General features: G+C 67.1%; 20 protein-coding genes, 1 pseudogene and 1 riboswitch. Of the genes and pseudogenes, 10 read left to right on the forward strand and 11 right to left on the reverse strand.

Going from position 1 to position 21,555, the window contains the following annotated elements; translation table 11 throughout:
* Positions 1-4: 4 nt before the first annotated feature.
* From GLP40_RS19215 to GLP40_RS19230, 4 genes are all read left to right on the forward strand, one after another.
* Positions 5-2,116 carry an ATP-binding protein gene (locus GLP40_RS19215; RefSeq protein WP_154789285.1) on the forward strand — a complete coding sequence of 704 codons (2,112 nt, stop codon included), beginning with the start codon at positions 5-7 and terminating at the stop codon, positions 2,114-2,116.
* 3 nt (positions 2,117-2,119) lie between these two features.
* Positions 2,120-3,283, forward strand: a complete 1,164-nt coding sequence (locus GLP40_RS19220; protein ID WP_154789286.1) for an acyl-CoA dehydrogenase family protein — start codon at positions 2,120-2,122, stop codon at positions 3,281-3,283.
* An 82-nt stretch (positions 3,284-3,365) separates the two neighbouring features.
* Entirely contained in the window at positions 3,366-4,160 is a 795-nt protein-coding gene (locus GLP40_RS19225; RefSeq protein WP_154789287.1) for an enoyl-CoA hydratase family protein, read from the forward strand.
* A 6-nt stretch (positions 4,161-4,166) separates the two neighbouring features.
* Positions 4,167-4,781 carry a TetR/AcrR family transcriptional regulator gene (locus GLP40_RS19230; RefSeq protein ID WP_154789288.1) on the forward strand — a complete coding sequence of 205 codons (615 nt, stop codon included), beginning with the start codon at positions 4,167-4,169 and terminating at the stop codon, positions 4,779-4,781.
* Between the two features lie 760 nt (positions 4,782-5,541).
* Here GLP40_RS19230 and GLP40_RS19235 read toward each other — a convergent pair.
* A complete protein-coding gene (locus GLP40_RS19235; RefSeq protein WP_154789289.1) occupies positions 5,542-6,081 on the reverse strand; it encodes an SRPBCC domain-containing protein in 540 nt (179 codons plus the stop codon).
* Positions 6,078-6,389 (reverse strand): ArsR/SmtB family transcription factor, encoded by a 312-nt coding sequence (locus GLP40_RS19240; protein ID WP_328290375.1) that lies wholly within the window; start codon positions 6,387-6,389, stop codon positions 6,078-6,080. Before GLP40_RS19240 ends, GLP40_RS19235 begins: the two co-directional genes overlap by 4 nt.
* Before the next feature lie 74 nt (positions 6,390-6,463).
* Here GLP40_RS19240 and GLP40_RS19245 point away from each other — a divergent pair, with 74 nt between their 5' ends.
* The 3 genes from GLP40_RS19245 (at position 6,464) to GLP40_RS19255 (ending at position 9,337) form a co-directional block, all read left to right on the forward strand.
* Positions 6,464-6,808 carry a hypothetical protein gene (locus tag GLP40_RS19245; RefSeq protein ID WP_154789290.1) on the forward strand — a complete coding sequence of 115 codons (345 nt, stop codon included), beginning with the start codon at positions 6,464-6,466 and terminating at the stop codon, positions 6,806-6,808.
* A gap of 398 nt (positions 6,809-7,206) precedes the next feature.
* Positions 7,207-8,136: an SMP-30/gluconolactonase/LRE family protein gene (locus GLP40_RS19250; protein ID WP_328290376.1), complete on the forward strand. Its 930-nt coding sequence runs from the start codon at positions 7,207-7,209 to the stop codon at positions 8,134-8,136.
* A gap of 694 nt (positions 8,137-8,830) precedes the next feature.
* Positions 8,831-9,337, forward strand: a complete 507-nt coding sequence (locus GLP40_RS19255) for a nitroreductase/quinone reductase family protein (RefSeq protein WP_230329698.1) — start codon at positions 8,831-8,833, stop codon at positions 9,335-9,337.
* A gap of 224 nt (positions 9,338-9,561) precedes the next feature.
* Here the strand turns inward: GLP40_RS19255 and GLP40_RS33295 are convergent, their stop codons facing one another.
* The 6 genes from GLP40_RS33295 to thiD all read right to left on the reverse strand — a co-directional run bounded on the left by GLP40_RS33295 (position 9,562) and on the right by thiD (position 16,003).
* On the reverse strand, positions 9,562-9,714 hold the full coding sequence (locus GLP40_RS33295; protein WP_196054725.1) for a hypothetical protein: 153 nt from the start codon (positions 9,712-9,714) through the stop codon (positions 9,562-9,564).
* Between the two features lie 182 nt (positions 9,715-9,896).
* A complete protein-coding gene (locus GLP40_RS19260) occupies positions 9,897-11,981 on the reverse strand; it encodes a glycosyltransferase family 39 protein (protein WP_154789292.1) in 2,085 nt (694 codons plus the stop codon).
* On the reverse strand, positions 11,978-12,142 hold the full coding sequence (locus GLP40_RS19265) for a hypothetical protein (protein WP_154789293.1): 165 nt from the start codon (positions 12,140-12,142) through the stop codon (positions 11,978-11,980). The genes GLP40_RS19260 and GLP40_RS19265 overlap by 4 nt, the downstream gene beginning before the upstream one ends.
* Positions 12,139-13,383 carry a bifunctional glycosyltransferase family 2/GtrA family protein gene (locus GLP40_RS19270; protein WP_154789294.1) on the reverse strand — a complete coding sequence of 415 codons (1,245 nt, stop codon included), beginning with the start codon at positions 13,381-13,383 and terminating at the stop codon, positions 12,139-12,141. The genes GLP40_RS19265 and GLP40_RS19270 overlap by 4 nt, the downstream gene beginning before the upstream one ends.
* Before the next feature lie 573 nt (positions 13,384-13,956).
* Entirely contained in the window at positions 13,957-15,012 is a 1,056-nt protein-coding gene (locus GLP40_RS19275) for a hypothetical protein (RefSeq protein WP_230329699.1), read from the reverse strand.
* A gap of 133 nt (positions 15,013-15,145) precedes the next feature.
* Positions 15,146-16,003 (reverse strand): bifunctional hydroxymethylpyrimidine kinase/phosphomethylpyrimidine kinase, encoded by an 858-nt coding sequence (gene thiD, locus GLP40_RS19280; protein ID WP_328290377.1) that lies wholly within the window; start codon positions 16,001-16,003, stop codon positions 15,146-15,148.
* 253 nt (positions 16,004-16,256) lie between these two features.
* On the opposite strand from thiD, the pseudogene GLP40_RS34875 reads away from it, so the two are divergent.
* Positions 16,257-16,386 (forward strand): annotated as a pseudogene (locus GLP40_RS34875) (GTP-binding protein); the annotation flags it as partial.
* Positions 16,387-16,492: 106 nt separating this feature from the next.
* On the opposite strand, the gene GLP40_RS19290 reads toward GLP40_RS34875, so the two are convergent.
* Both GLP40_RS19290 and GLP40_RS19295 read right to left on the reverse strand, forming a co-directional pair.
* The gene (locus tag GLP40_RS19290) at positions 16,493-17,119 is read right to left on the reverse strand and encodes an NAD(P)-dependent oxidoreductase (RefSeq protein WP_154789296.1); all 627 of its coding nucleotides are present in this window, start codon (positions 17,117-17,119) and stop codon (positions 16,493-16,495) included.
* A 157-nt stretch (positions 17,120-17,276) separates the two neighbouring features.
* On the reverse strand, positions 17,277-18,419 hold the full coding sequence (locus GLP40_RS19295; protein WP_154789297.1) for an epoxide hydrolase family protein: 1,143 nt from the start codon (positions 18,417-18,419) through the stop codon (positions 17,277-17,279).
* A gap of 87 nt (positions 18,420-18,506) precedes the next feature.
* On the opposite strand from GLP40_RS19295, the gene GLP40_RS19300 reads away from it, so the two are divergent.
* Positions 18,507-19,157, forward strand: coding sequence for a TetR/AcrR family transcriptional regulator (locus GLP40_RS19300; protein ID WP_154789298.1), 651 nt, complete (start codon positions 18,507-18,509; stop codon positions 19,155-19,157).
* Positions 19,158-19,222: 65 nt separating this feature from the next.
* Positions 19,223-19,678, forward strand: a complete 456-nt coding sequence (locus tag GLP40_RS19305; protein ID WP_154789299.1) for a hypothetical protein — start codon at positions 19,223-19,225, stop codon at positions 19,676-19,678.
* Between the two features lie 98 nt (positions 19,679-19,776).
* On the opposite strand, the gene thiC is transcribed toward GLP40_RS19305, so the two are convergent.
* A complete protein-coding gene (thiC, locus tag GLP40_RS19310) occupies positions 19,777-21,438 on the reverse strand; it encodes a phosphomethylpyrimidine synthase ThiC (protein ID WP_154789300.1) in 1,662 nt (553 codons plus the stop codon).
* Positions 21,432-21,542: riboswitch (TPP riboswitch) on the reverse strand. It overlaps the preceding gene by 7 nt.
* Between the last annotated feature and the right edge of the window lie 13 nt (positions 21,543-21,555).

Genomic DNA, 21,555 nt, shown 5'->3' on the forward strand with positions numbered 1-21,555 from the left:
GAAAATGACTGTATCGCGAAGCGATTCCCTCATCGGTGGCGGCGGGGCGACGGTTGGGCTGACGAACGTTCTGGTCGCCAACCGAGGTGAGATCGCGCGACGGGTGTTCGCGACCTGCCGCCGGATGGGCATCGCGACCACCGCGGTGTACTCCGACGCCGATGCGAACGCTCCGCACGTGTCCGAGGCCGATGCGGCGATTCGATTGCCGGGCAACACTCCTGGCGAGACCTACCTGCGCGGCGAGCTGATCATCGAGGCCGCGCTGGCCGCCGGTGCCGATGCGATTCACCCCGGCTACGGGTTCCTTTCCGAGAACGCCCAATTCGCCGAGGCCGTGCAGGCCGCCGGGCTGGTCTGGATCGGTCCGCCGGTCGCGGCCATCGAGCAGATGGGCTCCAAGGTCGAATCCAAGAAGATGATGGACGCCGCCGGTGTCCCGGTGCTGAAGCAGCTGGACCCGGCCGAGGTCACCGCCGACATGCTGCCGGTGCTGATCAAGGCGTCCGCCGGTGGCGGCGGCCGCGGTATGCGCGTGGTGCGCGAGCTCGCCGACCTGAACGTTCAGATCGAGGCGGCGCAGCGGGAAGCCCAGTCCGCCTTCGGCGATCCGACCGTCTTCTGCGAGCGCTATCTGGAGACCGGCCGCCACATCGAGGTGCAGGTCATGGCCGATGCCCACGGCACCGTGTGGGCGGTCGGCGAGCGCGAGTGCTCGATTCAGCGTCGGCACCAGAAGGTCGTCGAAGAAGCGCCGTCCCCGCTGGTCGAGAAGATCGACGCCATGCGCGCGTCAGGCTCGGAGGAGGTAGCGCAGCGTAACCACGGAGAGCCCGCGCGCATGGCCGAGGGACAGAGCATGCGGGCGCGGCTGTTCGAGGCGGCCCGGCTGGCCTCGGAGGCCATCGGCTACGAGGGCGCGGGCACCGTCGAGTTCCTGGCCGACGAGAAGGGCGAGTTCTACTTCCTGGAGATGAATACCCGTCTGCAGGTGGAACATCCGGTCACCGAGCAGGTGACGGGCCTGGACCTGGTGCGCCTGCAGCTACAGGTGGCCGCAGGTCGCCGGCTGCCCGCGCGGCAGCCGCAGATGCGCGGCCACTCCATCGAGGTGCGTCTGTACGCCGAGGATCCGGCGCACGACTGGCAGCCGCAGTCCGGCCCGGTTCACAAGCTCGAGATCCCCGGCACCCTGGGCGAATTCACCGTGTTGACCGAGCCGGGCGTGCGCCTGGACACCGGCGTGGTGGATGGCTCCGTGGTGGGTGTGCACTACGACCCCATGCTGTCGAAGGTCATCTCCTTCGCCGAAACCCGCGACGAGGCGGCGCATCTGCTGGCGAGCGCGTTGCAGCGGGCCAAGATTCACGGCCTGGTCACCAACCGCGATCTGCTGGTGCGGGTGCTGCGGCATCCGGCGTTCCTGGCGGGTGATACCGACACCGCGTTCTTCGCCACCCACGATCTCGACGAGCTGTCGGCCCCGCTGGTTTCCGAGGACGACGAGCGACTGTCCATCGTGGCCGCCGCGCTCGCCGACGCCGCCGCCAACCGGCGCGCGGCCCGGGTCGGCCGCGGCCTGCCCAGCGGCTGGCGCAATCTGCCGTCGCAGCCGCAGTCCAAGTCCTACGAGTCGCGCCTGACCGGCAAGCACGAGGTGCGCTACCGCCTCACCCGCGCGGGTCTCGAGGTCGAGGGCCATGCGGGGCTCGAATTGCTGGAGTCCACACCGGATCTCGTCGTGCTGCGGGTCCCCGGCGAGCGCGGCCCGGTGCGCCGCCGCTTCGAGATCGCCCGCTACGGCGACCTGGTGGCGGTGGACTCTTCGCTCGGCCCGGTGGCCGTGCGTCGTCTGCCGCGTTTCGAGGACCCCGCCGACCAGGTGGCCGAGGGCTCGCTGCTGGCCCCCATGCCGGGCGCGGTCATCCGCCTGGGCGCGGCCGTCGGCGATCGGCTCGAGAAGGGCCAGCCGATTCTGTGGCTGGAGGCGATGAAGATGGAGCACACCATCGCCGCGCCCGCCGCGGGCGTGCTCACCGAATTGAACGTTTCCGCCGGCCAGCAGGTCGAGGTCGGCGCGGTTCTCGCCGTGGTCCACAGCGAAGATCAGGAGTAGACAATGAGTTTCATCGAGACCGACGAACAGAAGGCGCTGCGGGCCGCGGTGGCCAAGCTGGCCGCCAAGTACAACTTCCGCGACTACGCCGGACCCAAGGCGCGCCGCAACGAGCCCTTCGACGAGCTGTGGGACGAGGCGGGCAAGCTCGGCTTCCTGGGCGTGAACCTGCCCGAGGAGTACGGCGGCGGTGGCGCGGGCATCTACGAACTCGCCCTTGTCCAAGAGGAATTGGCGGCGCAGGGCTGCGGCCTGCTGCTCATGGTGGTCTCGCCGGCCATCTGCGGCACCATCATCACCAAGTACGGCACCGAGGCGCAGAAGCAGCACTGGCTGACCAAGCTGGCCGACGGCTCGTCGAAGATGGTCTTCGGCATCACCGAGCCGGACGCCGGCTCCAACTCGCACAAGATCACCACCACCGCCCGCCGCGACGGCGAGGACTGGATCCTGAGCGGCCGCAAGATCTTCATCTCCGGCGTGGACCAGGCCGAGGCGGTGCTCATCGTGGCCCGCACCGAGAACGCCAAGACGGGCAACCTGCAACCCGCCCTGTTCATCGTCCCCACCGACGCTCCCGGCTTCGTGAAGACGAAGCAGGAGATGGACATCCTCGAGCCGGACAACCAGTTCACGCTGTTCCTCGACGATGTGCGACTGCCCGCCACCGCCCTGGTCGGCCAGGAGGACGCCGCCATCGCGCAGCTGTTCGCGGGCCTGAACCCGGAGCGCATCATGGGCGCGGCCATGGCGGTCGGCATGGGCCGCTTCGCCATCGACCGGGCCGTGGCCTACGCCAAGGAGCGCGCGGTGTGGAAGGGCGCGCCGATCGGCTCGCACCAGGGCATCTCGCACCCGCTGGCACAGGTGAAGATCGAGCTGGAACTGGCCAAGGTCATGATGCAGAAGGCCGCGTTCCTCTACGACTCCGGTGACGACTTCGGCGCGGCCGAGGCCGCCAATATGGCGAAATACGCTGCGGCCGAAGCCAGCATCAAGGCCCTGGACCAGGCCATCCAGACCCACGGCGGCTCCGGCCTGACCTCCGATGTGGGCCTGGCCGGCATGCTGGCCGCGGCGCGCATCGCCCGGGTCGCCCCGGTCAGCCGCGAGATGATCCTCAACTTCGTCGCGCAGCACTCGCTGGGTCTGCCCCGGTCTTACTGACCGGGGCGACGAGTGGCGGCGGCGCAGCCACCGCCACTCGTCCCTCCCGCACCCGAAAGCCACACAGCAGCAGGAGTATTCGATGACCGACATAGCCGGTGCCGCCGCGGACGCGCCGTTCGTGCGCTACGAGGTGCGCGACGGATTCGCGGTACTGACCCTGGACTCCCCGCACAATCGCAACGCCCTGTCCTCACGGCTGGTCACCGAACTACTGGCGGGCCTCGAGCGGGCGACCAGGGACGATGCGGTGCGTGGGGTGGTGCTCACCCACACCGGCAACACCTTCTGCGCGGGCGCGGATCTCAAGGAGGCGGTGGACGCCGACCCGGCGGCCGCCGCCGACATCCGCACCCGCTGGATGATCTCGGTGCTGCGCACCATCCTCGCCATGCCCAAGCCTGTGGTGGCACGGGTGGACGGCAATGTGCGGGCGGGCGGCATGGGCATCATTGCCGGCTGCGACCTCGTGGTCGCCGGGCGGAGCAGCAGCTTCGCGCTAACCGAGGTCCGGATCGGGTTGGCCCCCTTCATGATCTCGCTGACTCTGCTGCCGCGCATGACCGGCCGGTCGGCGGCACGCTACTTCCAGACCGGCGAGACCTTCGACGCGGCCGAGGCCGAACGCATCGGCCTCATCACCGTCGCCGCCGACGACCCCGAGACCGAGACCGAGCGCCTGCTCGGTGAGCTCCGCAAGGGCTCACCGCAGGGCCTGGCCGAAGCCAAGCAGCTCGTCAACGCGGACCTGCTCACGGCCTTCGACCGGGGGGCCGAGGACCTGGCCAAACGCTCCGCGAGCTTCTTCGGCACCCCCGAGGTGATCGAGGGCATCACGGCCTTCATGCAGCGCCGCCCGCCCAGCTGGGCAGAATAGGCAACCATGGCGACACCCCACGAACCCAAGCAGGACCGCAGCCGGGCCACCCGGCAGCGGCTGCTGGAGGCGACCATCGACTGCCTGGCCCAGATGGGCTGGGCGGCCGCCACGGTCGCCGCGGTGGCCGAACGGGCCGGGGTGTCGCGTGGTGCCGCCCAGCATCATTTCCCCACCCGTGAGGACCTGATCACCGCCGCGCTGGAGTACATGTTCGAGGCCCGGATGGACCAGGCCAAGGCCGACGCCCTCGCGATCGCCGAGGTGGCCGAGGGCGTCGCCCGCACCGAGGCGGTGGTGTCCGGCCTGGTCGAGTCCTACACCGCACCGATCTTCAAGGCCGCTCTCCAGGTGTGGACGCATGCCGCCGCCGATCCGGTACTGCGGGAGCGAATCGTGCCCATGGAGGCCCGCTTCGGTCGCATCTCGCACCGCATGGCGGTCGAGGCGCTGGGCGTAGACGACTCCGACCCGGTCGCCCATCACCTGGTGCAGGCCACCCTGGACCTGGCGCGCGGTCTCGGCCTGGCCGACGTCCTCACCGACGACTCCTTGCGCCGCAAGGAAATCGTCGCCCAATGGTCGGCCACCCTCCATTCGGCCCTCTCCATACCCCGCTGACTCACCCCCGCGAAGCCGTACGAATCCCGCATCGGGACCTCCTCGGCGAGGTGCTGGGCTTGAAGCCCGGGATGGTGAGGAAACGTCCGTCTGGCCCCGGGAAACGAAAAAAGCCCCAGCCATGAGGCTGGAGCCGATAGGCATAAGAGTGCGCTGATCGAGAAGGCCACTGCGACAACAGGCTTCCGTCGACACCGGTGCTCTACCTGTGGAAACATGCATGTCTTACAGTTGAGATCGCCTGCCCGGCAGCCGATTTCGTGACACTTGATGTCTTTTCGTGAATTTGGATTTCCTCACAGATGGAATCAGGAAAACCCGATTTGAATCTGCCCGATGCAGGGGTAGTGGTGCAACTGCCCGGAATCCGGCTCCACCGGCCTCTCGGTTCCGGCCGGTGTGCAGTCGCGATCTACGTGGCCTGACACGCCGCAGCTTGCTCCAGCGGCCGGCGGTGGTGGCGCTGAGCCCGAGTAGCTCGGCCAGCATGGGGCCGGGCATTTCTGCCGCGACAGGGCTACGACTCAGGGGCTGTGTGCGAGCGCGGCCGTCGTGATGTGCCGCGAGGACTGACGGGGCGTGCCGGAAGAACCACGGAATCGGCCAAACGGCTGGCGCGCCCGCGGCTACGGTCTTGCCCCGAGTGTCAAAGGATCTCGGGCATAGCCGTAACCTCGAGAGCGGATGTTGTCGCTGGTCGCATCCCGGCGAGACAGCTCGAATGGCGATGAACGGAGCACGGCTGGTGTGGTTGAGGTGATCAGCTTTTGCGAGTGGGTCCGCTGATGGGTAGCGGTCGTCCGGTTTCGAGCAGGGATTTGAGGTCGCTGAGCATGAAGGGGTAGCCGCCGCCGAAGCCTTCCGGTTCCAGATCGCCGGAGGCGATGATCGAGATGAGCGGGGCGTCGGTGACGTCGTGGATGACGGTGAGGGCGCAGGTGCCGTCGCCGCGGTCGCGAATTTCGTAGCGTAGATAGGTTTCCGGCTCGGCAGCCAGGTTGTCGTCGCCCAGGTAGCGAATTCGGGCGCCCCACAGTGTCGGCGGGGTGTAGTCGGTGACGATGCCGCAGATGATGATCTGCGGTTCGCTGTCGATCGGGCGAGGTCCGGACGGCGCGAACACGGTGAAGGCGCCGCCGATGCGGGGTTCGATTACGCAGCGGCCACCGAATCCGTAGCGCACGGTCCAGTCGGGATCAGTGACCGCGGCCCAGATCCGCTCGGCCGGTGCGGCGATGATCACGCGGTGGATCTGTGTCGTCTCCGGGCGTGCACGTGAGAGGGCATCGGCGAGCCTCACGATTCCAGGTCCTTCTTGAGATCGGCCAGTGCGGAGAGCTGTTGTTCGGTGAATTTGTCGATCCACCGGTCGTGAATCAGCCGAATCGGCACGGGATTGAGGTAGTGCCGTTTGTTTCGCCCGCTGCGGACTGCTGTCACCAGGCCCGCGTCCTCGAGGACACGTAGATGCTTGGCTGTGCCGAAGCGGCTCATCTCCAGCCCGGATTCCAACTCGGTCAGCGTTTGGCCGTCTTTGGCGAACAACGCGTCCAGCAGGTGCCTGCGCGTGGGATCGGCCAGCGCCTTGAACACCGCGTCCTCATCCACATCCACACCGTATACGAGACCAAGAGGTCACCCAACCGTTGACATGTGACTATATGGTCACCTATTTTCGTGGAGTGAACCGCTACGTCGTGCTGTACCTCGCCCCCCTGTCGGTCGCCGAACGATTCGCTCAGGCCACGCCCGCCGAAGCCGCGAAAGGCATGCAGCTGTGGCAGGAGTGGAGCGCCCGGATCGGCGACGGTCTGCTTGATCCGGGCAAACCGCTCGGCAACGCGCGCCGGGTCACGCCGACCGGTATCCGCGAAACCGACAGCGAAGTGATCGGAATGTCCATCCTCCGAGCGACTTGCATGGACGAGGCGCTGGCAATGGTCGAAGACCACCATCACCTGCATTGGGCCGAACAATGCGAGATTGTCGTCCTGGAGGAACAGCCCATTCCTGAACTGCAGTGGTAACGGGGGTTCAGACCGACTGATCTGGTCGACGGACCCAACTCGACGATCTCACCACCCCGACTGCTGGACATGATCGACCGCGGACTCCGAGACCGAGGGCGAAGGAACGCCCTACATTGCCGCATACCGCGCTGACCGAACCGGCCAGCAATCCCCTGAATGTGCTGGGCTGTCGTTGGGTTAGCAGTGTCCGGATACGAATGTTCGCGAGACACCCTCAGCGACAGTGCCTTTCGCAGGTCGAACCCATAACGCATTCCGTGTACGCGGCAGCGTCAAGTGGTCGGTTGGCCCTGCAGATGTAAGTCCCCGTCGATAGGATCTTCCGCATGTCGATCGGGGTGGGAGCAGTTCATCGGATTCATAGGTTGCTGTCGAGCGCATGTGCGACGGCCGCTGTGGCCGGACTGATGGCGACCGCTCCGGTCGCGCACGCGGAGACCGATGGCGCCTCGTGCACGGAGGGCTGGCAAGCCGATATTCTCGCGTCGGGTCTGGGTGGTCTGGAGAATCTCGAGACCGACGGGGGCGGCGGCTTCTACATGTCCGGCATTGTCAAAGGCGTCCTGTACCACGTCGATTCCAGCGGCGAGGTCACCACGCTGCTGTCGGGTCTGGACAACCCGGCTGGGTTGCGGCTGGTCGGTGACGATCTGTACTTCCTGACAGGCGACGGCACCGCGTTCACCGGCACCGGCACCCTTCGGCGCTACAACGTGACCACCGGCGCGGTGACCACACTATTGACCGGGCTGGTTCAACCCAACGGGTTGCTGTTGCTTCCCGACGGGGACCTGCTCATCTCCCACCTGTCGATTCCCATACCGGTGGGCATGAGCCGGTATCGGCCGTCCACCGGTGAATTCATCCCGCACTGGTCGAATACGCCCTACCCCAACGGTATTGCGCTGACAGCGGACCAGACAGCCGTCTACACCGAGAACGACTTCACCTCGCAGGTGCTGAGAATTCCGCTGGATGCGCCCACGGCCGCCACTGTGGTCGCCGGCGTTCACGACGGCCTCTTCCCGGGCCTCGATGACATGGAGGCCACCCAGGCCGGGCAGATCTATCTCGCTGGCGACACCTCCGGCAGCGTCTACAGCATGGATCCGGCGACGGGCTCCACCTGCACCATCGCTACTGGCTGGCAGACCTCGAGCCCGATGCTGCCCAACGGCCCGACCTCGGTCCGGATCGCCCGCGACGGACAGGGCTGGGCGCTGTATGTCACCAGCATCGACGGCAACCTACGCCGCCTGCGTCCCCCGCCCGGCGTCGACCTCACACCCGTACTCGCCGACACCGACGTCGTACCCCAGGCCTAGCCTGGATCGCGCGGCCGTGTAGCGGATACACGGTCACAGTAGGCCCCGACCGCACGCGCATCGGCGATTGAAGCTCGGAAAACGATGGGTCCTGCGCAACTCCGGGCACTCATAAGCCAGTCATTCAGCGCCCGGTGACCCCGCGCTATATCGTCTCCCCACCAGGAAGGGGGGTGATGACCGAGTCGGTGAGGAGGGACGAGCGCAACAGTTCCGGCCGCCCGGAACCTGGCATTCTCGGCTTCGGCGAACCACCGACACCCGTTCCCGCACCGTTCGCCAGCCTGCTCATCGAACTGATCGACCGCCGCACGAACATGCGGACCGCGGCGAACCCGAACGCGCACTGGCTGTTTCCCGGTCGCCGCGCCGGACAGCCGCTGCGACCCGAAACCCTCGGCCAGCAGGCCGCCAACTGGTCCTGCAAGCACCCGCCCCAGTGGTCGCCGACGCCTTCGGCATCCACTACACCGCCGCCCACCGGCACGTCTCCCGAGCCGGAGGCACCTGGAACCGCTACGCACCAGGCAATCACACCCGGTGACCGTTGCTCACCATTCCACTCCGAATACCGACTACCTGAATACCGATCCCTGCCAGTCCGGAAGCCCTGAAGGGGCCGGCGGAGCGGGCAGAGTGGGCAGGACTCACCCTGGTCATAAGGGAGAGCACCCTGATCTGGATGGGAGTAACGATGGGGGCAGCAAAGGTCTTGGGACGCGCGGTTGGCCGGCGACTGTACGCGATCAAGCGTGGGATGTATCCGGACGGGCGACCGGGCGCGGTGGCGCGGGTGCTGAACTGGGTCTCGCGCCTGCAGTACTCGGCGGGTCTTCTGTCGCCACGTTATGCCGTGACCTTGGAGGTCGCCGGTCGACGTACCGGTCGTCCCGTGACGCTGCCGATCGTGGTGACCGAGTATGAGGGCAACCGGTATTTGGTATCGATGCTCGGCTCGGAGGCCAACTGGGTCCGCAATCTCCGGGCTGCCGGGGGCCGAGCCGTGCTACACCGTCGCGGTAGCGAAGCCGTGCAACTGGAAGAGGTAGCCCCCGATGCCCGTGCCCCTATCCTGCGCCGATACCTCGCGATAGCCCCCGGGGCGCGACCCCACTTCCCGATCGATCGCAACGCGCCACTGGACGAATTCGAGAAGATCGCCGACGAATATCCGGTCTTCCGGATAGACAGTGCGTTCTGATCGCAAGACCTCGCGCCGGGAACCACGCGCGGCGGAACGGGCCGCGCGAATCCCGAGTCGATGGATCTCATATTCCGGGCGTCGGCTTCGGGTCAGCCGCAGGGAGATCTCACGACCGGACGGGTGTCGACCACAAGCCTGGATGGATTGTTCGGCGGGACGGTCCTCGAGCGTGACCATGGCAGAAGTCGGACTGCTCGAGAGGACGCTTCCAGTGGCGCGACTCAGAAGCCGAAAATCTCTGCCATTGCGATGGATTCGTCGTCCCAGCGGCGTTCTATGGCCTCGCGCTCGACATCCGGGAGGAACGGATCCCATCCGGCTTTGCGCCAGAAGGCTTCTCGATGCTCATCGCTGAGGGGATGCGGCGTGCTCATGGCGGATTCCCTGGATCGTGACGACCGTCACATCGATTCTATCGAGGGGCCGGGTGCATCGAGAAGAACCGAGCGCTCGGACCCGATCGGGTCCGAGCGCTCGGCTCCTCTTGTGGCGGTGGCAAGGTCCACCCGTCGCCCACCTCCACCTTCAGCGGAGGCCGCCGTGATCTTCGACTTGGTTATGTGGTCTTCGGCGAGGTCAGGTCGTAGAGGGTGATGCCGTCCACCTCCTGCGAGCTGAAGTGCTCCTTCACCCATGCGGTGATCTGGGCGCTCTGACTTCTGCTCTCGCCGTTGCCATTACCGCCGCGATCGCCGCCCATCTGATTGCCACTGATGAAGTAGTGGATCCGGCCGACCTGCACGTACTCCTGGAACTGGGCCAGCGTCGGCGACGGGTCGCTGCCGTTGAAGCCGCCGACCGGCATGACCGGCAACTGGGTCGCCAGCTGGAACCCGGCCGCCGCATTGGAGCTGACCGTGGCCGCCACCCAGGTGTAGTCGGAGCCGTCGGCCTTCAGCAGCGCGGTGACCTGGGCGCTCGGATTGCTCGCGCTCATCATGCCGCCCGCCGGACCGCCGAATCCGCCTGGGCCGCCCTCATTTCCACCGTTTCCGCCGGGTCCGGCGTTCGCGGTGTCACCGTGGTTCATGCCCATGCCGTGCTGGCCGCCGGGTATCCCATTGCCGGGTCCGGCATTGCCGTTGCCCGGTCCGCCGTTGCCGGTTCGGCCGTTCGGCATGCCGTGGTCGCCGCCGTGCGGCCCGCCCGGACCCCAGGCGCCGCGCACCGCGGGTCCGGCCGAGGGCATCGGCCCCTGGTGTGCGGTGGCGATGCCGTCCACGGCGTAGGCGGTGGGACCGGCCAGGCCGACCAGCGCCGCGGCCGCCGCGACGGCCAGACCGCCCTTGCGGGGCAGGCGAATCAGCATGAGCGCGGTGGCGACGATGCCGCCCACCAGGATCGCCCAGCGCAGCCACGGCACGAAGGACGTGCTGCGGGACAGGATGATCCACGCCGTCGCCGTGGTCAGACCCATGGCGAGGACAGCGGCCAGCCGCACCCACAGCCGATCGCGGTGCTGCCAGGCGAGCGCCGAGCCCGCGCCGATCAGCGCCGCCACGGCCGGGGCCAGCGCCACTGTGTAGTACGGGTGGAAGATGCCCTTCATGAGGCTGAACACCAGACCGGTCCCCACCAGCCAGCCGCCGAACAGGATGAGCGTGGCGCGCTGGGGATCGGTGCGGGCCAGCTTGCCGCGCAGCGCGATTCCCGCCAGCAGCAGCACCAGGGCCGCCGGGATGAGCCAGACGATCTGACCGGCCTGCGCCGGTTCGAACAGCCGCCCGATGCCGGGGGTGCCCCACATGCCGCCACCACCGCTCGGCAGCTGTTCGCCGCCGCCGAACCCGCCGACGCTGCCGCGCTCATTGCCGTCCAGGCGGCCCAGGCCGTTGTAGCCGAGGGTCAGTTCGATGATCGAATTATGCTGCGAGCCACCGAAGTACGGCCGATCCGAGGCCGGCCACAGTTCGGCCAGCAGCACCCACCAGCCCGCGCCCGCCACCATGGCCGCGGCCGCGCCGAACAGCTGGATGATGCGCTTGCCCAGTGTGGGCGGGCCCGCGATCAGATAGGTCAGGGCCAGCGCGGGCACGACCAGCAGCACCTGCAACTGCTTGGCCAGGAAGCCGAGTCCGATGAAAACGCCGGTGAGCAGCACCCAGCGCCAACGGCCGTCGGCCACCGCACGGGTCATGGCCCAGGCCGCGGCCAGCATGAGGAACACCAGCATGGCGTCCGGGTTGTTGAACCGGAACATCACGGCCGCGATGGGAGTCAGCGCCAGCACCAGGCCCGCCAGCAGTCCGGCGCTCGCGCCGAAATTGCGCCGCACGATGGCCCACAGCAGCGCCACCGAGGCCACGCCCAGCAGCGCCTGCGGCAGCAGCATGCTCCAGCTGTGCAGACCGAAGATTCGCACCGAGATCTCCATGGGCCACAACGACAGTGGCGTCTTGTCCACCGTGATGGAGTTGGCCGCGTCGGAGGAGCCGAAGAACATCGCCTTCCACGACACCGAACCCGCCTGCACCGCGGCCGCGTAGAAGGCATTGGCCCAGCCGTTCGCGGACAGGTTCCACAGGTACGCGACGGCGGTGCCGATCAGCAGGGCCGCCAGCGCCGGATACTCCCGGCGTCGGGTGCTGGACGGCTCGATCGGGGGTGGGGCGAGCCGGGGCTCGGTCAGTGTCGCGGTCATCGGTCGCCTCCTCGGTCGGCTCGATCGGCCGGGGTATCGGTGGGAATGGTCCAGAACGGCAGGTCGCCGTGTTCGGGGTGGCAGCGGCCGGGGAAGTCGACCCGGACCAGCCGGAAGCCGTCGTTCGGAAGCCCCTGCGGCGCGGGGAAGATCGGGGTCACCGGACCCCCTCGGGCAGGGGATGCCGTCCGGCATTGCGGAATACCCAGCGCAGACCGACGAAGCGCAGCAGCGTGGCGACCAGGTTGGCGATCACCAGCACCACGAGTTCCAGATGGACTGCCGCATCGGGCGCCCAATGATGCAGCGCGAAAAGCGAGCCGGAGGTCAACGCCAGGCCGACGCCGAAGATGACCAGACCCTGGAAGTGGTGCGAGACCGCCTGATTGGAGCCGCGCACCCCGAAGGTGAAGGCGCGGTTGGCGGCGGTATTGCCGATCGCGGTGATCAGCAGCGCCAGGAAGTTGGCGACCTGCGCGCCCGTGATCCCTTGCAGCACAATGTAGAGCAGCAGATAGGCCAGGGTGGAGGTGACGCCGACGATGCCGAAGCGCACCAGCTGCCCGACCATGCCCAGCGGCACGCCCTCGACCAACGGCTCGCGGCCGATGGCGGCCCGCAGCTCGTTGATGGGCAGTCGCCCGGTGGTCAGCGCACGGCCGACCCGCCAGATGCCCTGCAGGTCCTTGCGGGCGGTGTCGATGATGTCCACCCGGGAGTCCGGGTCGTCGATCCAGTCCACCGGCACCTCGTGGATGCGCAGCCCGATGCGCTCGGCCAGCACCAGCAGTTCGGTGTCGAAGAACCACTCGCCGTCCTCGACCAGCGGCAGCACCAGCTTGGCCACCTGGGAGCGCATGGCCTTGAAGCCGCACTGCGCGTCGGAGAACTTGGCCTGCAGCGAGGTGCGCAGGATGAGGTTGTAGCAGCGGGAGATGATCTCGCGCTTGGGTCCGCGCACCACCCGCGAGGAGGACGCCAGCCGGGTGCCGATGGCGACGTCGGAGTGCCCGGACACCAGCGGCGCGACCAGCGGTAGCAGCGCGTTGAGGTCGGTGGACAGGTCCACGTCCATGTAGGCGACGACCTGGGCGTCGGAGGCCTGCCAGACCTCCCGCAGCGCGCGCCCGCGGCCCTTGCGGTCCAGGTGCACCACCCGCACGCCATCGAGCTGGTCGGCCAACTGCTCGGCAATCTCGAGGGTGGAGTCGGTGGAGGCGTTGTCGGCGATCGTGATGCGTGCGGTGAAGGGGAAATTCAGGGTCAGAAAGGCGTGCAGTCTGCGCACGCAGGGCCCGAGATCGACCTCTTCGTTGTAGACCGGAACGACCACGTCCACGACGGGCGCGGTCACTGCTTCTGCGGGTTCCGCCGCCCGCACGGCGGTCACGGTGTCGCTCATGGTGACCAACCTCGATCACCAGACTCACATCAGGCTGCGGCCTGCCTGGGAGATTCCTGGGAGCCGCTCGCTGCGACCGCGCTGCGATCACATCGGCAAGACGACACGACGGGTCCGCCTGCGGCGGGCCCGTCCGCCCGGTGCTGGTCAATGGCCGTGGACGGCCTGAAGGAGATCCGATGCCAGGAAGGAAACAGCGACGGCAACCTGCTCTGGCTCACCGACGCCTTCCTCTGCTCGGCCAGCCATCATGGACCCGAGTGCGTCCGGGGCCACTGGCGAACAGACGCTCCAGGTATTCCAACGCTTTCTGGGCGGATTCCGCACTCAGCTCGTTATCGAGAAGGCGGGCGAACCCGTATTGCAGCGTGGCGGTCTGAATTGCCCTGAGCTAGGCGGGGGTCCAGTGCCACGTCGCTGTCCTTGGTCGACTCTGCCAGTGCCACGTGGATTGCGCCTGTGCGCAGGTAAACGGCTTGGGCGCCGATGACTATGATCGCATTACGCTGTTCGGACAACGCCTCCAGCGCATCCAGAAGCACTCTGCGTGCGCGGACAAGCAGGTCGGCTGGGTCACCGCCAGGTTTTTTCATGGTGCTCCATCCAGTTGAGGAGTTCCTCGGCTTCGGCTGGGGCCCGCCCGGGGCCTGTCATCAGGTCCACCGCGACCTGTGCTGGTGCGGCGAGTGACACACCGTCGAATGCCTTCACCCTTCGCACCAGCACGACTGGGTAGGCAGGCTCGGCAATCAGGACGTTCGCGCCTGCGTCGGTGGGCCGCAATCCCCATGCTGCTGCGGTGTGCTCGGGCTCGGTCGCGTACACCATCGCTGAGCGGGCGGGTGCGTGTGGCTCCCAGGCGCCGGCAGCCATCGATCCGGTGAGCGCATACTGGTCGATAGGGGAGGTTCGCATTGCGTCGAGCAATGAGGGCAATCCGCGGGGCGCTATCCATCGAGTGATCTTGTTCGTACGTAGGAACTGATAGTCGTGGCTCCAGCGCCGTAGGAGAGCAGCCCAATCCGGTATATGTATGAGCCCCTTGCCTTCTCGGACGGCGAGTGCCTCCGCCTCCAGGAATTCGATTACGCGGTATACCGATCCGGTTGATGTGCTCGAAGTCTCCACGAGGTCGCGAATACGCCAAGGACCGGCGATATCCGCAAGTGCACGTACGACTTTGGCGGCAGGCTCGCCCTGAAGGGTTGCCCGTGGGCGTCCAGGTCCGCGCCAAGGATCGCTGTCGGCACCACGATCGGAGATGAACAGTGCGGGCGATTCGGCTCTGACGAGCATGTTGCCTGTCGCATCCACGAATGCGATTCCGGCCTGCGCGAGGGCCTCTCGGGTCGATCGTGAGAGATATCTTGCCATGAACATTCCGACGCTATCCGGGTGTTGCCCGGTGCGGTGAGCGAGCTGTGCTCGAATGGCAGCCACATCGCGTGCCTCGATGAGGCGTTTGGCCTCGACGACCAGGGTGATTTCCTGCCCATCAGGGGTGAGTAGAGACAGAGTCGCGTCAGCGGAGCCGCGTTCCGGCGTTTGGGCGGGGGTCGAGGTCAGTGACCATGTGGAAGGCAGGTGATCGCGGATGATCGCACTGCATGCGGACAGCACTTCGTTCACAGTGCGAGGTTCGGAAGGCCCACGCTCAACCATGTTCGGATAATACTGCTTCTCCGTTGCGAACGGAAAGCGATTATTTCCTGAACATCTTCTGCCATGGGTTCTGGGGGCGGCCGATTGGCCGTTTGGCCGGTCAGCCCTCGTGTATGCCCAGGTTAAGCCGCCACAGCGGGGAGACCGGTCCGTGTCCCGCGCCGAGGTCGTAGGAGGCCTCCAGGCAGCGGAAGGTCCACTCCTTGGCGAAGGCGACGGCGTCGGGGATCGAGTAGCCGTGGGCCAGCGCGCAGCAGATGGCCGCGGCCAGGGTGTCGCCGCCGCCGTGGTCATTGCCGGTGGCGAGTCTTTCGGCCGGGAGTTCGTGGAAGGTGTCGCCGTCGAAGAGCAGGTCGGTGGACTGCTCGGAGGTGCGTAGGTGCCCGCCCTTGACGATGGCCCACTGCGGGCCGAGCGCGATGAGGGCCTCGGCGGCCTTGCGGGCGGAGGCGTCGTCGACCACGTCGATGCCGGTGATGAGCCGGACCTCGTCGAGGTTGGGGGTGACCACGGTGGCCAGCGGAATCAGGGTGTGGCGCACCGCGTCCAGGGCCTCGGCGTGCAGCAGGGCGTCGCCGTGCATGGAGGCGGCGACCGGATCGACCACCAGCGGAATGCTGCCCCGACGTCCGATGCCGACCTCGCGGCAGACCTCGGCCACGGCCTCGATGATGGCGGTGGAGGCCAGCATGCCGGTCTTGGCCGCGTCGATTCCGATGTCGCCCACCACGGTTCGCACCTGGTCGGCCACGATCCGTGGCGGGATCTCATGGAAACCGCTGACGCCGAGGGTGTTCTGCACGGTCACCGCGGCCACCGCCACGCACGCGTGCACGCCGCACAGCGCCATGGTGCGGGAATCGGCCTGGATGCCCGCGCCGCCGCCGGAGTCGGTGCCCGCGATGGTGAGGGCGCGAACCGGAGTGGTGCCGTTCGGGGCAAGCGGTAGAAGTTCCACGTCACAGACGGTATCCAATTGCCCCGCTGTGTCCAATCGCCCCTCCGCTTCGCTCCGGGGCGGGTTCGCGGCGCTGGTGGTCTCGTTCTTCCCTCCCTCCGCTCCTCCAAGGCGCAGGTCTATGGAGCCGTTCGCTTCCCCGCTCCGCTCAGGCCAGAACGAGCGCTTCGCCTCCCCGCGCATGCGCCGCGAACCTAGGAGCAATCAGACCCATTCGTCGAAAATCATTATCATTAAGTGTTGACCGGCTGCCGTGGCCGTGCTGTCGGGTTTCCTCGGCGCGGGGAAGACGACCCTGCTCAACCCATCCTGGCCAACCGGGAAGGCCGCCGGTGGCGGGCGTCGTCAATGACATGGGCGAGGTGAACATCGACGCCGCCGTGGAGTGGAGGAGTGAATGGCTTTAGCTGGAAGCCGGGTCGCAGGCGTTGCTGCGGTACCCGGATCTCTTCCCGTCGTGAGGTGAAGCGCACGAGCACGCATGACCGCTCAGTTCGAAATGCCGGGCGTACGACGCACATACGTGGAACCGGTGAGCTGCTCCACCAGGAAGTCGGCGATATCGGCGCGCGAGATCTTCAGTGACAGACCGGTTTCCGTGGGCGGAAGATCCCGGCGGTACTTCCCGGTGGCCGGTCCGTCGGTGAAGGCGCTGGGCCGCACGATGGTCCAGTCCAGATCGCTGGCCAGCACGTACTCCTCCTGTCGCACGTGATCGGCGTAGGCCTGGCGCAGCAGCATGCCGAACATCACGTACTTCCACACGAAGTTCAGATTGCCGCGGCTGTCGCCGACGCCCAGGGAGGACTGGCAGATCAGCCGCTTCACCCCGGTCCGATCCATGGCCTCGATGATGCGGCGGGTGCCCTCGGCGCGCACCACACCCTTGCGGCCCGCGCCCAGGGCGACGATCACCGCGTCCTGCCCGATCACGGTGCGTTCCACCGCTACGGGGTCCAGCACGTCGCCGACCTCGATGCGCAGCCGTTCGTGGGGTGTGGTGGTCAGGTTCGCGGGATCACGGGTCAGCGCGGTGACCTGATGCCCGGCCGCGAGGGCGCGGGCGACGATGTGGCGACCGACGGTTCCGGTGGCTCCGAAAATGGCGATATTCATGCCTCTCACCTCTGTAATTCGTTGTTGCGAAGGTGAATTCAGTACATCAACGCGGACCGCCCGGGAACATCGCCTCGCGTCTCCCGAACATGCGGGAGGGTCCACACATGCGCGTGACCCGCATCCGGGTCCGGGATGCGGGTCACGTGATCGCGGATCAGCGCAACCGGGCGAAGAACTCGCGAATGTCGGCGAGGAGCACCTCGGTCGCCTCATGTGCGGCGTAATGCCCTGCCGCGTCATTGGGGCCGGTGGAGCGGGTCGCAGTCACCTCGTAGGCATGCCAGCTCACGATGTTCTTGTGATCCCGCTCGGCGAATCGGCGGATGGACTGGAAGTCACCCTTGAACATGGCCAGCGCGGTCGGGGTGGTAGTCGGGCCCTGTGGGTGCTCGGCGTGGGCGTCCTCGTAGTAGAAGCGGATCGAGGACCCGGCGGTGCCGGTCAGCCAATAGATGGCCACATTGCCGATCACGAAATCGGCGTCGAGGCCCTCGCTGAACAGTTGCGCGTTCCAGCCGAGCAGACCGACCGGGGAATCCGAGATCGCGAAGGCCAGGGTCTGCGGCTGCTGGCTGTGCAGGGTATTGAAGGCCATCTTGTTCTCGTGGAACCACTGCAGGTGCGCCAGGCCCGCCAGGTCCTCCTCGGACAACCCTTCCATCTCGGCGGGATCGCCCGACGGGAACGAAAACAGCTGTGTCACATGGACTCCGATGACCTGATCGGGTGCGATGCGGCCCATCTCGGGGGAGACGAACGAACCACCGTCATTGCCGATGGCGCCGAACCGCTCATACCCGAGCCGGTTCATCAACTCCACCCAGGCGCGGGCGGTGCGGTAGCGGTTCCAGCCGGTGGAGCGGGTCGGGCCGGAGAAGCCGAAGCCGGGCAGCGACGGGATCACGACGTGGAAGGCTGGGGCGTCGGCGGACTCCGGCTCGGTGAGCGGCTCGATCACGTCGAGGTATTCCAGGACCGAGCCCGGCCAGCCGTGGGTCAGGATCACCGGGATCGCGTCCGGCCGCGAGGACTTCACGTGCAGGAAGTGGATGTCCTCGCCCTCGATCTCGGTGGTGAACTGTGGGTACGAGTTCAGCTTGGATTCCAGGGCCCGCCAATCGAATTCCGTCAGCCAGTACTGGGCCAGCTCGCGGATGCGGTCGTTGGTGACGCCGTAGGCGTCGCCAACGACCGGCAGCTCGTTGGGCCACAGCGCCTTGCGCAGCCGCTCGTTCAGATCGTCGAGCTGGGCCTGGGGGACGTCGACGCGGAACGGGCGGATGGCGGTGCTGGTCATCATGCTCTCCTTACTGGAACGGAATGTTTCGTTCTGTTCAGACCATAACGGAACGGATCATTCCGTTCAAGTGGTATTCTCGGATCCATGCCGAAGACAGTCGAAACCGCAGCTCAGCGCGCCCTGCCCGGTCGCAAGGCGCAGGCTGCGCGCAATGACGAACTCATCCTCGCCGCCGCCCGTGAGGTGTTCCTGGCCGAACCCAAGGCCCCGATCTCGGCCGTCGCCGAGCGCGCGGGCGTCGGCATCAGCGCGCTCTACCGCCGCTATCCCGGCAAGGAGGACCTGCTGCGCACCCTCTGCTACGACGGCCTGCGCCGCTACAACGCGGAAGCGGAAGCGGCTCTGGAGAATTCCGACGGCTGGGCGGCGCTCGTCGACTTCCTTCGACGCGTGGTGGACGCGGATGTGCACTCATTGACAGTGCATCTCGCCGGCACCTTCACCCCCGATGAGTCGATCCTTCCCGACATCCAGCGCTCCGCCGAACTCAATGATGAATTCCTGCGCCGGGCGCGGGAATCGGGGCGGCTGCGGCCCGAGGTCACCGCGGCCGACTTCGGCCTGATCCTCGAAGCCTGCGCGGCGATTTCACTACCCGATCCCGACCGTACCGCTCAGCTGCGCCGCCGGGTCCTGGCCCTGCTGGTCGACGGCCTGTCCGCCACCGGCGAGCTGCCCGGCCCGCCACCGGTTCCGGGCGAATTCGCGCAGCGCTGGCAGCGCCGCGACCTGTGAACCGTAGCGTTCGCCACGGGTACACCGACATTCATTCGTCTCCGCAATCGACTCGAGGAGTTGCGATGCGCTGGATCCGTCCCCTGCTCGCCCTGCCGCTGGCCGCGGGCGCGCTGTTCGCCGCCGCCGGCACCGCCGCCGCCGACCCTGTCACCACCTTCACCCCCGCCTACACCGCGGGCGGGGGCGCGTTCCCCTGCTTCGGGCAGATCGAGGCGTTCCACGACCCCCAGAACACCTACCTCGGCAAGCAAACAGTCTGGGTACGAGCCGATTTCACCTTCCTGCCCATCCCGTCCGGAATGTGCAGCGCGACGGCCACATTGAGCTGGCGGAATCTGGATACCGGGGCGAGTGGCGGTTTCCCGCCGGTCTGGCTGGGCGATGCCACGCCGTTCGGGACGACCAACGCCCTCTGGGTGCCGGAGACCCTCCCCACCGGTCCCGGCCGCGTCGAGGTCACCATCGACACCGACTTCCTGCACCTCCCGGGCAAGGGGACGTTCTACTCGCCGGAATAGCAGCGCTCGAACGGGCCTGAGGCGGCTGGAACGCGATTCGGGGCGGGTGGCCCAAAGCCGCCCGCCCCGAATCGGATTCGCTCCGAACGGATTCGGTCCTAGGAGACGACCGGCAGGTACACCTGGTTGCCGGTGGCGGCGAACTCGGCGGACTTCTCCGCCATGCCCGCCTCGATGGCGGCCGCGTCGGTGAGGCCCTGCTTTTCGGCGTAGTCGCGCACGTCCTGCGAGATGCGCATGGAGCAGAACTTCGGACCGCACATGGAGCAGAAGTGGGCGGTCTTGGCGGGCTCGGCCGGGAGGGTCTCGTCGTGGTACTCGCGGGCGGTGTCGGGATCCAGCGAGAGGTTGAACTGGTCGGTCCAGCGGAACTCGAAGCGCGCCTTGGACAGCGCGTTGTCGCGGTCCTGCGCGCGCGGATGCTGCTTGGCCAGGTCGGCGGAGTGGGCGGCGATCTTGTAGGTGATCACGCCGACCTTCACGTCGTCACGGTTGGGCAGGCCCAGATGCTCCTTGGGCGTCACGTAACAGAGCATGGCGGTGCCCGCCTGCGCGATGATGGCCGCGCCGATGGCCGAGGTGATGTGGTCGTAGGCCGGTGCGATATCGGTGGCCAGCGGGCCGAGGGTGTAGAAGGGGGCCTCCTCGCAGAGCTCCTCCTCCAGCTTCACGTTCTCGACGATCTTGTGCATGGGCACGTGGCCCGGGCCCTCGATCATCACCTGCACGCCATGGGATTTCGCGATCTTGGTGAGCTCGCCCAGGGTGCGCAGCTCGGCGAACTGGGCCTCGTCATTGGCGTCCGCGATGGAGCCCGGGCGCAGGCCGTCACCGAGGGAGAAGGTGATGTCGTACTTGGCCAGGATTTCGCAGAGCTCGGCGAAATTGGTGTACAGGAACGATTCCTGGTGATGCGCCAGGCACCACGCCGCCATGATGGAACCGCCGCGCGAGACGATGCCGGTGACGCGCTTGGCGGTCAGCGGCACGTAGCGCAGCAGCACGCCCGCGTGCACCGTCATGTAGTCGACGCCCTGCTCGGCCTGCTCGATCACGGTGTCGCGGTAGATCTCCCAGGTGAGCTTGGTGGGATCGCCGTTCACCTTCTCCAGCGCCTGGTAGATCGGCACGGTGCCGACCGGAACCGGGGAGTTGCGCAGGATCCATTCACGGGTCTCGTGAATGTTCTTACCGGTGGACAGGTCCATGATGGTGTCGGCGCCCCATCGGGTGGCCCACACCATCTTCTCGACCTCCTCGGCGATGGAGGAACTCACGGCCGAATTGCCGATGTTCGCATTGATCTTCACCGCGAACTTCTTGCCGATGATCATCGGCTCGGACTCGGGGTGGCGGTGGTTGGCGGGGATCACCGCGCGACCGGCGGCCACCTCGTCGCGCACCAGCTCGGGCGAGACGCCCTCGCGCGCGGCGATGTAGCGCATCTCGTTGGTGATGACGCCCTGGCGCGCCCAGTTCAGCTGGGTCGGCGGGCCGTCGACCTGGGGCTTGGCCCAGGTGTCGCGCAGCGTGGGCAGACCGCCCTCGAGGTCGATGACGGCGGTGTCATCGGTGTACGGACCGGAGGTGTCGTACACGTCGAAGTGCTCGCCATTGGTGAGATGGATGCGTCGCATCGGAACCCGCAGCGTCGTGCCGTCGGCCTCGACCTGCTCGTAGTGCTTGACGCTGCCCTCGATGGGACCGGTTGTCACGGTGTCGACAGGCGCGGATGTGCTGGAGACACGACTCGATGACATATGAGAATCCTCCCTACGCCGGCATTACCCGGTCAGGTTCATACGGTCGACGGCCCACTAGCCGTCCTCTCAGCCCGCTGGTGCGAGCCCCCGTTGGCGTGCGTACTTTTCCGGACT

Source organism: Nocardia aurantiaca (assembly GCF_009708175.1).
GTDB lineage: Bacteria > Actinomycetota > Actinomycetes > Mycobacteriales > Mycobacteriaceae > Nocardia > Nocardia aurantiaca.

What these genes read in the sequence shown, in the direction of transcription:
- thiC (WP_154789300.1), bottom strand. Translation starts at nt 21,438, where the DNA reads ATGTCATCGAGTCGTGTCTCCAGCACATCCGCGCCTGTCGACACCGTG.
- GLP40_RS19300 (WP_154789298.1), top strand. Translation starts at nt 18,507, where the DNA reads ATGCCGAAGACAGTCGAAACCGCAGCTCAGCGCGCCCTGCCCGGTCGC.
- GLP40_RS19305 (WP_154789299.1), top strand. Translation starts at nt 19,223, where the DNA reads ATGCGCTGGATCCGTCCCCTGCTCGCCCTGCCGCTGGCCGCGGGCGCG.
- GLP40_RS19295 (WP_154789297.1), bottom strand. Translation starts at nt 18,419, where the DNA reads ATGACCAGCACCGCCATCCGCCCGTTCCGCGTCGACGTCCCCCAGGCC.
- GLP40_RS33295 (WP_196054725.1), bottom strand. Translation starts at nt 9,714, where the DNA reads ATGAGCACGCCGCATCCCCTCAGCGATGAGCATCGAGAAGCCTTCTGG.
- GLP40_RS19230 (WP_154789288.1), top strand. Translation starts at nt 4,167, where the DNA reads ATGGCGACACCCCACGAACCCAAGCAGGACCGCAGCCGGGCCACCCGG.
- GLP40_RS19255 (WP_230329698.1), top strand. Translation starts at nt 8,831, where the DNA reads ATGGGGGCAGCAAAGGTCTTGGGACGCGCGGTTGGCCGGCGACTGTAC.
- GLP40_RS19215 (WP_154789285.1), top strand. Translation starts at nt 5, where the DNA reads ATGACTGTATCGCGAAGCGATTCCCTCATCGGTGGCGGCGGGGCGACG.
- GLP40_RS19290 (WP_154789296.1), bottom strand. Translation starts at nt 17,119, where the DNA reads ATGAATATCGCCATTTTCGGAGCCACCGGAACCGTCGGTCGCCACATC.
- GLP40_RS19225 (WP_154789287.1), top strand. Translation starts at nt 3,366, where the DNA reads ATGACCGACATAGCCGGTGCCGCCGCGGACGCGCCGTTCGTGCGCTAC.
- GLP40_RS19220 (WP_154789286.1), top strand. Translation starts at nt 2,120, where the DNA reads ATGAGTTTCATCGAGACCGACGAACAGAAGGCGCTGCGGGCCGCGGTG.
- GLP40_RS19270 (WP_154789294.1), bottom strand. Translation starts at nt 13,383, where the DNA reads ATGAGCGACACCGTGACCGCCGTGCGGGCGGCGGAACCCGCAGAAGCA.
- GLP40_RS19260 (WP_154789292.1), bottom strand. Translation starts at nt 11,981, where the DNA reads ATGACCGCGACACTGACCGAGCCCCGGCTCGCCCCACCCCCGATCGAG.